Source organism: Agrobacterium sp. InxBP2, from assembly GCF_026191755.1.
GTDB classification, from domain to species: domain Bacteria; phylum Pseudomonadota; class Alphaproteobacteria; order Rhizobiales; family Rhizobiaceae; genus Agrobacterium; species Agrobacterium pusense.
Genome location: NZ_JAINDY010000021.1, coordinates 266,383 through 279,134, shown reverse-complemented (window position 1 = coordinate 279,134; position 12,752 = coordinate 266,383). Strand labels below are relative to the sequence as shown.

Sequence of the window (12,752 nt, the reverse complement as noted above, 5' to 3'; positions counted from 1 at the left end):
GGGGAGAGAACATGACGAAGATCGCACTGGCCATTCACGGTGGTTGCGGCGTTATGCCGGAAGACAGCATGACTTCAGAGGAGTGGACCGCTGCGCGCGATGATCTGGCAGCGGCGCTGCGTGCCGGTTATGGCGTATTGAAGGCTGGCGGAACCGCGCTTGAGGCGGTCGAGGCGGCGGTCGTTGTCATGGAGGACAGCCCGCATTTTAACGCAGGGCATGGTGCCGCACTGAACGAGAACGGCATCCACGAACTCGATGCCTCGATCATGGATGGTGCCACATTGGCAGCGGGCGCGATCAGCGCGTCCCGCGCCATTCGCAATCCGGTGAAAGCCGCCCGCGCACTGATGGCGGATAACCGTGCCGTCTATCTGACGGGGGAGGCGGCCGACCGCTTTGCAGAGGAAAAGGGGCTTGCGACCGAGCCGCAATCCTATTTCACGACTCAAAAGCGCCGTGAAGCACTGGCGGCGATGAAGCGCCATGCCGCCGCTGGCACGGAAGCGACGGAAAACGAGAAACACGGAACCGTGGGTGCGGTGGCGCTCGATGCGGCGGGCCATCTTGCCGCGGCCACCTCGACAGGTGGCTACACCAACAAGCCCGATGGCCGGGTGGGTGACAGCCCGGTGATCGGGGCAGGCACCTATGCACGGGATGGGGCCTGCGCGGTTTCCGGCACCGGCAAGGGCGAATTTTTCATCCGCTACGTCGTCGGTCACGAAGTCGCATCCCGCGTCGCCTATCTCGGGCAGGATCTGGAGACGGCTGCTGGCAATCTCGTCCATCAGGATCTGGCGCCCTACGATATTGGCGCGGGTCTTGTGGCTATCGATGCCGAAGGCGGGATTGCAGCGCCCTACAATACCCCCGGCATGTTCCGCGGTTGGGTCACCTCCACGGGTGATGCTTGCGTGGCCACCCATGACACCGTGTATTCGGTGGAACTGTAGGCAGTTGCCGCGTGCGGGATAAAAAACCGGTGACATGAAGCGTTATCGGCGGCAAAACGTCAGAACCGAAACCGGCTTGTCTCTTCATCCATGGTGCTGGCCTCATGAACATCAAGCAGCTCGAAGTTCTTCGTACGCTTCTTTCCACCGGCTCGACCATCGCCACGGCCAAGGCAATGGGGCTGAGCCAATCGGGTATCAGCCGGCTGCTGGCGCAGCTTGAGGCCGACCTGTCTCTGACGCTGTTTGCCCGCGACAAAGGGCGGCTCATTCCGACACCGGAGGCGGTGCTGCTTGCGCGGGATGCGGAAAACGTGCTGCTTGCGGTCGACCGCATGTCCGGTCATGCGGAAGATTTGCGGAATGGTGCGGCTGGTCCGGAAATCGTGCGCATCGGGCTGCCGAGCAGTATGTGGGAAAATTTCGCGCCCGCCATGCTGATCGACTATGTCCGGGATTTTCCCGGCGTTCGCATCGAGACTTTTTTCGAGACGACGACCGCCATCAACAAGCTTGTCGGCGAGCGGGTGATTGATCTCGGTTTCCTGCGGATGGAAGGTGAGATCGGGCCGGGCATCGACGTCGAGCGTGTCGCGACCGGCAAGAGTGTGTGCGTGGTCCGGGAGGATCATCCGCTGGCAGCGCTTGACGAAATTACCGTGAAGGACCTGCGCAACATTCCGCTCATCCTGATCGGCCGCCAGCGGCCAAATCGCATGGCGCTCGATCAGGTGTTCAAAAAGGCTGGCGTCAAACCGATGGTGAAGATCGAGACTCACACCAACAGTTCCGCCTGCGCCTATGTGGCGCACGGGTTGGGGGTAACGATCATCAGCAGTTTTTATGCCAACCTCTATCGGCACCTGCCCGTTGTCGCGAGGCCGTTCGTCCCGCAGGCGACGCAGGAGTTCGGTCTTGCCCGCGCCTCCGGGGCACCGCTCTCCATCGCTGCGCAGGCGCTAAGCGATGCCTTGAAGCGGGAAATTCAGCTCTCGCAAAAGATCGTCTGAAGCGGGATTTTGGGCGGAAGATGTCCTTGTCCTCATCGGGAGGACCGCGCCGTCATTCTGCATAGATGTATGACGTTTATGCATAATATTGCGTGATATTTCTCAATCCGTCATAGTCGCCAGCAATGAAACCGATAGAGGCGGGCTGTCATTACCTGCCATCAATCGTGGGGAACCGATGATAAGATTCATACTGAGCCGTCTTTTGATGGCGCTGCCGACGATCGCATTCGTGTCGATCACGGTGTTTGCGCTCATCCGCTTCATTCCCGGCGATCCGGCCGCCCTGATGCTGGGCGACATGGCGCAACCGGAACAGATCGAAGCCATGAGGACCGAGCTCGGCCTCGACAAGTCCATGCCGCAACAGTTCGTCATCTGGGCCGGCAATGTGGTGCAGGGCGATTTCGGTCGCTCCATCGTCAATGACGAGCCGGTGCTGCCGCTGGTCGTCTCGCGCTTTCTCGTCAGCGCCGAGATCGTCGTGGTTGCGGTGCTTCTCGCCAGCCTGATTGCGGTTCCGGCAGGCGTGATCGCCGCCTGGAAACAGAACAGCCTGACTGATCTCGCGCTGGTCGGAACGGCGACGCTGCTTCTGTCCATTCCCACGTTCTGGCTTGGCCTTCTGCTTCTTCTGTTTTTCGGCCTGAAACTCGGCTGGCTGCCGGTGCTCGGATATGTGTCGATCAGCGACAATCTCGTCGGCGGCATGCTTTATCTCGTCCTGCCCGTCATGACGCTGGTAATCCACGAAATGGGTGTTCTGATCCGCATGGCGCGCGCCTCGACGCTGGAGGTTCTGCGGCTTGATTACATCACCCACGCCCGCGCCAAGGGCCTTTCGGAAAGCGCCGTTCTCTGGCGGCACGCCTTCAAGAATGCCTTTGGCCCGACCTGGACAATGATCGGCCTCATCCTTGGTAATCTTCTCGGCGGCATCGCCGTCATCGAAACGGTGTTCACCATTCCGGGCCTCGGGCGGTTGATGGTCGACGGTATTTTTGCCCGCGACTATCCGGTCATTCAAGGCTGTCTGCTGTTCGTCTCGCTCTCCTATGTTCTGGTCAACCTGTTCGTCGACCTCCTCTATCCCCTCTTCGATCCGCGCGTGGTTGCCGAATGAAAAAGTTCACACTCAACGGGCTTATCGGCGGCTTTCTCATCGCCCTCCTGCTCATTACCGCCGCAACCGGCCTGTTCTGGACACCTTATGATCCAATGAAGCTCGGTTTCGCCTCGCGTCTGGCCGGTCCAAGCGCCAGCCATCTTCTCGGCACCGATGAATTCGGGCGCGATGTTTTGAGCCGCCTGATGGTCGGCGCACGTGCCAGCGTCTGGATCGGCTTCCTGACGGTCAGCTTCGCGACGATCTGCGGCACGCTGATCGGCCTTGTCAGCGGTTATGCGCGGGGCTGGGTGGATGGCATCATCATGGCCATCAACAATGCGCTTCTCGCCTTTCCCGGCATTCTGCTGGCGCTGGGCCTGCTCGCGGTGTTCGGCGCAAACCAGTATGGCATCATCTTCGCTCTAGGTATCGCTTATACGCCATCCATGGCCCGCGTGGTGCGCGGTGCCGTGCTTTCTCTGCGTGAGCGTGAATTCATCGAGGCGTCGCTGGTGATGGGCAATGGTGAAATCTACACCATGTTCCGCCACATCCTGCCCAATTGCATCGCGCCGATCACGGTTCTTGCCACTTCCATGTTTGGCTGGGCCATTCTGTCGGAAAGCGCGCTCTCCTTCCTTGGCCTTGGTGTGCCGCCGCCGGCCCCCACCTGGGGCAATATGCTGGCCGCCGGCCGACCCTTCATCCAGCAGGCCGTGTGGCTGGGTCTTTTCCCCGGTCTCTGCATCGCGCTGACGCTGCTCGGCATCAATCTTTTGGGCGATGCCCTCCGCGACAGGCTTGACCCGCGCATGAGAGGTCTCAAATGACTGATAATACACTTCTCACCGTCCGGGGCCTTTCGCTCGAAGTCGCCAGAACCGGCCATCGGGTGGTCAAGGATGTTTCCTTCGATATAGCCGCGGGCGAAATCTTCGGCATCGTCGGTGAAAGCGGTTCGGGTAAGACGCTCGCCACCCGCGCGCTCATCTCGCTTCTGCCACCGGCCATCGCTGTCACCGGCGGGTCGATCGTCTACAAGGGGCAGGATGTGATGTCTCTGCCGGTGAAGGCGCTTCGAAGTCTGCGCGGCGCAGAGATCGGTGTGGTGTTTCAGGAGCCAATGACCTCCCTCAATCCATCAATGACGATAGGCCGGCAGCTGGAAGAGGGGCTGATCCTTCACACGAAACTGTCGGGAGAAGAGCGCCGCGCGGGAATTCTCGACATGCTGAGCCGAGTCGGCATCCGCGATCCCCAAGGCGCGTTGACGGCCTATCCGCATGAGTTTTCCGGCGGTATGCGCCAGCGCATCATGCTGGCCTCGGTCATGCTGTTGAAACCCGCTTTGCTGATTGCCGACGAGCCGACGACGGCACTTGACGCTGTCATCCAGCGCGATGTCATGGAACTGATGGTGGAGCTGACACGTGCGGAAGGCACCGCCGTTTTGCTCATCAGCCATGATCTGCCGATGGTGGCGCGTTATACCAGACGCATCGTGGTCATGGAAAAAGGCGCGATTGTCGAGCAGGGCCGTACCGAGGACCTGCTGGACGCGCCGCAGCACCCATATACCAAGAAGCTGCTTTCCTCCCTGCCGTTCCGTGGCGAGCCGCGCCGTATCGACACCTCCAAAGCGCCGATGGTTTCGGCCCGCGATATCGTTGTCGATTATGCCGGCCGCAAATCCCTGCTGAAGAAAGCCAAGCCAAAGCGCGCGCTGCATGGCGTCAGCATCGATATTCATGAGGGAGAGGTCGTGGCGCTGGTTGGCGGCTCCGGTTCCGGCAAGACGACGCTTGGCCGCACCATTGCCGGGCTCGTCAAGGAAAGCGAAGGGCATATCCGCTTTCAGGGCCGCGAGCGCAACGAGGACTGGAAGGATTATCGCCTGAATTGCCAGATGGTGTTTCAGGATCCCTATTCCTCGCTTGATCCGCGCATGACCATTCAGGCGCTGGTGGAGGAGGCATTGCGCCTCGTGCCTGACCTCGATCAGGCCGCCAAGCGCAAGCGGGCGCTGGAAACACTGGAGGAAGTGGGGCTCGGCGCTGACTACGCCGCCCGTTATCCGCACGAGCTTTCCGGCGGCCAGCGCCAGCGCGTGGCGATTGCCCGCGCGATTGCCCGCCGTCCGCGGTTCCTGATCGCCGACGAACCGGTCTCGGCACTCGACGTGACGGTGCGGGCGCAGGTGCTCGATCTCTTTTCCGATCTGCAGAAACGTTACGGCTTTTCCTGCCTGTTCATCAGCCACGATCTCGGTGTGGTGGAGCAGGTGGCGGACCGTGTCGTCGTCATGCAGGACGGCCGCATCATCGAAGAGGGTGACCGCGACACGATTTTCGACAGTCCGAAGGAAGCCTATACGCGCCGGCTGCTCTCGGCCATTCCCGCCCTCGACCAGAATGAAAAGGGCGGCGTGACACTGAAATGGCGTCTGGAAGATGAAGTTTAACAGGAAGATGACAATGACTGTGGCTGCCCAATTAAATGCGATCTGTGATGCACAGCCTTTCGTGACGCGCTTCATGGTGCGCAATCTCCTGACCGGTGAAGAGATCGGCCGGGGAGAAAACGAGGAGACGCCATCGGGCAGCACCCGCAAGACGTCGATCATGATGGCAGTGCTCAAGGCCGCCAGCGAAGGGCGGATCGATCTCGACCAGCCCGTCACCTATGAAAAACGGCTGGCGGAAGAGGTGGCGAGCGGCATGTTCCGCTATATGACGCCGGGCATCGTGATTTCGCTACGCGATGCCGTCGCCGGCATGATGGTGCTGAGCGATAATGTCTGCACCAAGATGGTGCTGGAGAGGCTGACGCTGGAAGAGGTGGACGGCTATTGCAAATCGCTCGGCATGTCCAACACCCATCATCGTTTTCTCATTCCGCCATTGGCACTGGCGGCGGACCATCCGCTTAAAACCGTCACCACAACGTCGGCGGCGGACCAGGTGTTGCTGTTGCAGACCATTCTCGATGCCCAGTCCTCGCGGCAAGCGCAGGCGAAGCTCGGATGCAGTGCGCAATTGTGCGAATGGGCGATGCAGACGCTGAAGAACCAGATTTTGCGTTATGGAATTCGCTCCCGCCTGCCGTTCGAGGCCGTGGTGGCGAGCAAGAGCGGTCGCGGCAAACGTGGTCGCATGGATGCGGGCATCGTCTACAGAAACGGCGCGCCGTCCTTCATCATCACCGCTTATACCGATGAGGTGCCGCAAACCATGCCTGACGGCACGCCGGGATACACCATCGCGCTCGAAACGATCGGCCGGCTGGCGCAGGCGTGCTGGGATGGCTTTCATCAATAACAATCAACGACAACAAAGAGGGTAGAACAGTGAAAAAACTTCTTCTCGCAGGCGTTGCCCTGCTCGTAACGGCCAACATAACCGCAGCACGCGACATCACCATTGCGCAGAGCTCGGATCTGCGCAGCAACAACCCGGGGGTGAACCGCGATGGCAATACGGATGGGGTCATCCTGCATATCGTCGAGGGTCTCGTCGGCTATAACAATGCCGGTGAGGTGAAGCCGCTTCTCGCAGAAAGCGTCGAGGTTGCCCCTGATGGCCTGACCTATACGTTCAAGCTGCGCAAGGACGTGAAATTCCACAACGGCAAGCCGCTCACCGCAGAGGATGTCGTCTGGAACTGGACGCGTTACCTGAAGCCGGAAACCAAATGGGCCTGCCTCAACGATTTCGTCGAGGGCGGCGCAGCACACGTCACTGGCGTCAAGGCCACGGATGCTTCCACTGTCGAGATCACCCTGGAAAAACCATCCGGCGTTTTCCTGGGCCTCATGTCACGGCCGGAATGCGGTTATACGGGCATGATCTCACCGGAATCGGTTGCTTCCGATGGCAGTTTCGTCAAGCCGATCGGCACGGGGCCCTTTCAGTGGGACGAGTGGAAGAAGGGCGAGTATATCCGCCTCGCCAAGTTTGCCGACTACGTTTCGCCGGCAAATGACGGCAAGCCTGACGGCATGGTCGGCTCCAAGCGGCCGCTGGCCGATGGCGTCAAGTTCATGGTCATCCCTGATGCCTCGACCGTGAAGGCGGGTCTTGAATCCGGCGTGCTCGATACGGCCGAGATTTCCCCCGATCTCATTCCGGAATTCAAGACCAACGAAAAGATGCAACTCATCGTTTCCCGCAACAACGGCAAGAACCTGTTCTACATCCAGACCCGTGACAAGGTGCTGAGCAATCCCGGCGTGCGTCGCGCCATGGCGATGGCACTCGATCTTGATGAACTGGTTGCCGCCGCATCCAACGGCACGGGCGAGGCCAACGGTTCGATGGTTTCGCAGGATTCTGTCTATTACGGTGAGACCCAGAAGAAGCGTCCGGCCTATGACATCGATGCCGCCAAGAAGGAGCTTGAGGCGGCCGGTTACAAGGGCGAACCAATCTCGATCATCGCCAACAAGCGTGGCAACGTGCCGAGCTTCCCGGCCGCCGTCATGGCGCAGGCGATGATGCAGCAGGCGGGCCTCAACGTGCAGATCGAGGTGCTGGACTATGCCACCCAGGTGGATCGCCGCCGCTCCGGCAATTATCAGGTGATCTCGCAGTCGGTCGCTCCGCGCCTCGACCCGGCGCTGATGTATGCCTTTTATGTCGGCAACAAGGACAAGAACGCTTCCCTGATGTGGGATGATCCGAAGGCGATCGAGCTGATGAAGGCCGCCTATGTTGAGGCCGACCAGACGAAACGCCAGAAGATTTTCGATGAGTTCCATGAGCTGATGCTGAAGGAAATGCCGGGTATCTTCCTCTATGACATGGTCGATGTCTGGGGCGCGACGAAGAAGCTGAAGGGCCAGCCTGTCTGGCAGTCGAACGCTCGCCTCTGGGAGGTCTCGGTCGACAACTGACCCACCCTTGCCCGCGCCGGCGGCTGACCCCGGCGCGGGCTTTCCATTATTAAGCGCGGTAATTTGGCGGTGCCTCTGCCGAAGCGCCTGAGCGTGCCCGAAAAGGGCGGAAATGCGAGGAAAAGCCATGAACCGTGATGCCGTGATGTCGATTGCCGCCGAAATCGAGGCGATGAAGCCTGATTTCACCACTTTGAGCGACAGCATCTGGGATTTTGCCGAACTCAAATTTGAAGAACGGCAATCTGCCGGCATTCTGGCCGCCGCGCTTGAGGAAAATGGCTTTACGGTTCGGCGCGGTGTGGCGGGCATGGAAACCGCCTTCATCGGCGAATTTGGCAGGGGCAAGCCCGTTATCGCCTTCCTCGGTGAATTCGATGCGCTGGCCGGCATGAGCCAGGTGGCTGATGTGGCGAAGGTGCAGCCGCGAGAGGAGGGCGCCACCGGCCATGGCTGTGGCCATAATCTGCTCGGCGTCGGCTCATTGATGGCTGCTATTTCGCTCGCCCGGCATCTGAAGGCCAATAATATGCCCGGCACCGTCCGTTATTACGGCTGCCCCGGCGAGGAGGGCGGTTCCGGTAAGACCTTCATGGTGCGTGCCGGCCTGTTTGACGATGTCGATGCTGCGCTGACCTGGCACCCGGCACCGTTCAACGGGGTACGCTCGACCAATAATCTGGCCGTGCTGGAATATTTTTACCGTTTCAAGGGTGTTGCGGCCCACGCTTCCAATGCAGCCCATCTCGGCCGCTCGGCGCTCGATGCCGTCGAACTCATGAATGTCGGCGTCAATTTCCTGCGCGAACACATGCCGCAGGATTGCCGCGTACATTATGCAATCACTGACACTGGCGGCAAGGCGGCCAATGTGGTGCAGGCCAAGGCGGAAGTCCTTTATCTGATCCGCGCCCCGGAAATGCGTCAGGCGCTTGATCTCGCCGCGCGGGTGGACAAGGTGGCGCGCGGTGCGGCACTGATGACCGAGACCGAGGTGGAGATCGTCTTTGATACCGCCTCCACCAATCTCCTGCCCAACATCGCGCTGGAAACGGCGATGCATGAAAACATGGTGGCGCTTGGCCCTGTCGCTTTCGATGAAGCGGATATCGCTTTTGCCAAACGCATCCAGGATACTTTTACTGACGAGGCGATCAAAAGCAGCATCCGGCTCTACCAGATAAAGGGTGATGTCTTTTCCAACCGTAAGATCGACGGCTCGACGCCCCTGCATCTCGGCCTGCGGGATTTCGAGGGGCATTCGCATTTTCGGGCCGGCTCCACCGATGTCGGTGACGTCAGCTGGGTGACACCGACGGCACAATGCTGGACACCCGCCTGGGCGATCGGGACCAATCCGCATACCTGGCAGGTGGTGGCACAAGGCAAAACTCCTGCCGCCCACAAGGCCATGGTGCATGCCGCCAAAACGCTTGCAGCGACAGGTCTTTCACTGATGACATCGCCGGAATTGCTCGCCAGCGCCAGGAAGGAATGGCAGGAAAAGACGGAAGGCAGCAAATACGTCTGCCCGATTCCCGCCGATGTCATGCCGGGTTCCCACCGGTAAGGCGCTACGCACCTCCTTTTGCCGCCGTCCCCGTGCCGCCATATTTCCACAGGCGGCACGGAAGATCCCCTGACTGTTTCGAGCGGAAGAAAAGCTGATGCGCCGCCGGCCTTCTCCAAGGAGAGCCGGTGGATGCCGGTTTGGAATAAATCTTCCATCCCGGCCGAGTTATCCCCATTTCGAGCCGTAAAGCATAATTTCAACGGCTTATGGACCCGGCCTCCCGGTTGGGAACGAGGCCGAGCGAGCCTCTGCATCTTCCACGGCTATGCGATCCGGAGGCACGTCCCCCGCAATTTCCCATCATCACAGCCTTGTGCACCACTCCGCTGCGGGGCTGCGAAGAAAACATTGACGTTCGAACCAAAAATGGAATAAATATATCGAACAGGCAGAAAATCGGTTTCATTATTCCGTTTTCTGATGTGAGGAGGTTGCGGCGGGCTTTCGGGTTCGCCTCCGGCTGGGAGAGGCGGCGCCGGACGCCACGGAGGAGAAAAACAATGAAGGAATTTATCATCGGCGCAGCTATGTCTGTGCTTCTCGGCACGGCGGCCCATGCGGAGACCGTAGGTGTCTCGATGGCGCTGTTTGACGACAACTTCCTGACCGTGCTGCGCAATGGCATGCAGGATTATTCCAAGGAGCTGAAGGGCGTCACCCTGCAGGTCGAGGATGCGCAGAACGACGTCGCCAAGCAGCAGAGCCAGATCCAGAACTTCATCGCTTCCAAGGTCGACGCAATCATCGTCAACCCTGTGGACACGGATGCGACAGCGGCCATGTCCAAGCTCGCAGCCGACGCCAAGATTCCGCTCGTTTACGTCAACCGCCAGCCGGTGAACGTCGACAGCCTGCCGGACGGACAGGCGTTTGTCGCCTCCGACGAAACGGTGGCTGGTACGCTTGAGGCGAAAGAGGTTTGCCGCCTCCTCGGTGGCAAGGGCAATGCCGTCATCATGATGGGCGAGCTCTCGAACCAGGCGGCGCGCATGCGCACGCAGTCTGCGAAGGATGTCTTGAAAACCGACGAATGCAAAGGCATTTCCGTGGTTGAAGAGCAGACCGCTAACTGGCAGCGCACGCAGGGTTCCGACCTCGTGACCAACTGGCTGTCGAGCGGCATCGAGTTCAACGCCGTCATCGCCAATAACGACGAAATGGCGATCGGCGCCATTCAGTCTCTGAAGGCTGCTGGCAAGGACATGAAGGATTATGTCGTCGCCGGTGTGGACGCCACGCAGGATGCTCTCGCCGCCATGCAGGCGGGCGATCTCGACGCCACGGTCTTCCAGGATGCGGCAGGCCAGGGCAAGGGCGCACTTGATGCCGCGCTGAAGCTCGTCAAGGGCGAGAAGGTCGAGAAGAAGGTTTACATCCCCTTCCAGCTCGTCACGCCTGAAAACGTCAAGGACTACGTGGCCAAGAACTAGTGGCCGCCTTCCGGCATCTGCGCCGTTCAGATTGATATTGGAGGCAGATGCCGGTTCCCGACGGCGCCGAACAAGCTTCGGCGCATGAGGGGATCGTGATTGAATTCCAGTGAATTCAAAGTGTTGCAGCGCCCTGCATGTTGTGGTCGACATGGCGCTGTAAGCCTCCCCGGAGGCAAGGTGCGCCATTGGGCGAAGCCTGTTTCCGGTCAATTTTGTCTATTGTGGAGGATGAGATGGTCGTCAGTCCATCGACAATGGCCGCCGTGCGCGCCAGCGGCGCCGTGCCGAATGCGGAATACCTTCTCGCCGTCGAAGGCATACGCAAGGAATTTCCCGGCGTGGTGGCGCTCGATGATGTGCAGTTCAAGCTAAAGCGCGGCACCGTGCACGCGCTGATGGGCGAGAACGGCGCTGGAAAATCGACGCTGATGAAGATTCTGGCTGGCATCTACCAGCCAGACAGCGGCGAAATCCGCCTGAAAGGCGCCGACATTCGTCTCGATTCCCCGCTTGATGCGTTGGAAAACGGCATTGCCATGATCCATCAGGAATTGAACCTGATGGCTTACATGACGGTCGCGGAAAATATCTGGATCAGACGGGAACCCAAGAACCGGCTGGGCCTTATCGATCATGGCGAGATGTACCGCCGTACCGAAGCCCTGCTGGATCGCCTCGGTATCGATCTCGATCCGGAAACGCGGGTCGGTGAGCTTTCCGTCGCCAGCCGTCAGATGGTCGAGATTGCCAAGGCGGTTTCTTACGATTCCGACGTTCTCATCATGGACGAGCCGACATCCGCGCTGACGGAGCGCGAGGTGGAGCATCTCTTCCGCATCATTCGCGATCTCAGGGAACGCGGTATCGGCATCGTCTACATCACTCACAAGATGAACGAGCTATTCGAAATCGCCGACGAGTTCTCTGTTTTCCGGGACGGGAAATATATCGGCACGCATGCCTCTACCGATGTAACGCGCGACGACATCATCCGTATGATGGTGGGCCGCGAGATCACGCAGATGTTCCCGAAGGAAGAGGTTCCTATCGGCGACGTTGTCCTGTCGGTCAAAAACCTGACGCTTGATGGCGTGTTCCACGATATTTCCTTCGACGTTCGCGCCGGTGAAATTCTCGGCGTCGCGGGCCTGGTCGGTTCCGGTCGTTCCAATGTTGCAGAGACAGTCTTCGGTGTGACGCCCGCGTCTTCAGGGACGATCAGCATCGATGGCAACCCCGTTTCAGTCACCAGCCCGACGGAAGCCATTCGTCATCGCATGGCGTTTCTGACCGAGGATCGCAAGGACACGGGATGTCTGCTGATCCTGAATATTCTGGAAAATATGCAGATCGCCGTTCTGCAGGACAAATATGTCGCCAATGGTTTCGTGCAGGAAAACGCGTTGTCGGACGCCTGCGAGGAAATGTGCCGCAAGCTGAGGGTGAAAACTCCGCATCTTTACGAGCGCATCGAAAATCTTTCGGGCGGCAACCAGCAGAAAGTGTTGATCGGTCGCTGGATGCTGACCAAGCCGCGCATTCTGATCCTCGATGAGCCGACGCGCGGCATCGATGTGGGCGCCAAGGCGGAAATTCACAAGCTCGTTTGTGAGATGGCGCGCCAGGGCGTCGCCGTCATCATGATTTCCTCCGAAATGCCGGAGGTTCTGGGAATGAGCGACCGCATCATGGTCATGCATGAAGGTCGGGTGACCGGCTTCCTTGATAGAAGTGAAGCCACGCAGGTTAAGGTGATGGATCTCGCATCGCGGTGAGGCGCG

10 protein-coding genes are annotated in these 12,752 nt (G+C 59.7%); all 10 read left to right on the top strand.

Translation table 11 applies throughout. The features are described from left to right. Window positions 1-11: 11 nt before the first annotated feature. Window positions 12-956, top strand: a complete 945-nt coding sequence (locus K7A42_RS05180; protein ID WP_037091053.1) for an isoaspartyl peptidase/L-asparaginase family protein — start codon at window positions 12-14, stop codon at window positions 954-956. Between the two features lie 104 nt (window positions 957-1,060). Then, window positions 1,061-1,966 (top strand): LysR family transcriptional regulator, encoded by a 906-nt coding sequence (locus tag K7A42_RS05175; RefSeq protein ID WP_004438405.1) that lies wholly within the window; start codon window positions 1,061-1,063, stop codon window positions 1,964-1,966. Between the two features lie 178 nt (window positions 1,967-2,144). Next, window positions 2,145-3,089 carry an ABC transporter permease gene (locus tag K7A42_RS05170; RefSeq protein WP_282454917.1) on the top strand — a complete coding sequence of 315 codons (945 nt, stop codon included), beginning with the start codon at window positions 2,145-2,147 and terminating at the stop codon, window positions 3,087-3,089. Continuing rightward, a complete protein-coding gene (locus K7A42_RS05165) occupies window positions 3,086-3,904 on the top strand; it encodes an ABC transporter permease (RefSeq protein WP_072493604.1) in 819 nt (272 codons plus the stop codon). Before K7A42_RS05170 ends, K7A42_RS05165 begins: the two co-directional genes overlap by 4 nt. Beyond that, complete coding sequence (locus K7A42_RS05160) at window positions 3,901-5,535, top strand: ABC transporter ATP-binding protein (RefSeq protein WP_037091055.1); 1,635 nt, start codon at window positions 3,901-3,903, stop codon at window positions 5,533-5,535. Before K7A42_RS05165 ends, K7A42_RS05160 begins: the two co-directional genes overlap by 4 nt. A 13-nt stretch (window positions 5,536-5,548) precedes the next feature. Continuing rightward, a complete protein-coding gene (locus K7A42_RS05155; RefSeq protein WP_167378225.1) occupies window positions 5,549-6,391 on the top strand; it encodes a serine hydrolase in 843 nt (280 codons plus the stop codon). Between the two features lie 29 nt (window positions 6,392-6,420). Further along, window positions 6,421-7,965, top strand: a complete 1,545-nt coding sequence (locus K7A42_RS05150) for an ABC transporter substrate-binding protein (protein WP_035208529.1) — start codon at window positions 6,421-6,423, stop codon at window positions 7,963-7,965. A gap of 127 nt (window positions 7,966-8,092) precedes the next feature. Continuing rightward, window positions 8,093-9,535: a M20 family metallopeptidase gene (locus K7A42_RS05145; protein WP_004438417.1), complete on the top strand. Its 1,443-nt coding sequence runs from the start codon at window positions 8,093-8,095 to the stop codon at window positions 9,533-9,535. Window positions 9,536-10,038: 503 nt separating this feature from the next. Further along, window positions 10,039-10,968, top strand: coding sequence for a sugar ABC transporter substrate-binding protein (locus K7A42_RS05140; RefSeq protein ID WP_174151609.1), 930 nt, complete (start codon window positions 10,039-10,041; stop codon window positions 10,966-10,968). A gap of 236 nt (window positions 10,969-11,204) precedes the next feature. After that, window positions 11,205-12,746, top strand: a complete 1,542-nt coding sequence (locus K7A42_RS05135; RefSeq protein WP_113344121.1) for a sugar ABC transporter ATP-binding protein — start codon at window positions 11,205-11,207, stop codon at window positions 12,744-12,746. Window positions 12,747-12,752 lie beyond the last annotated feature (6 nt).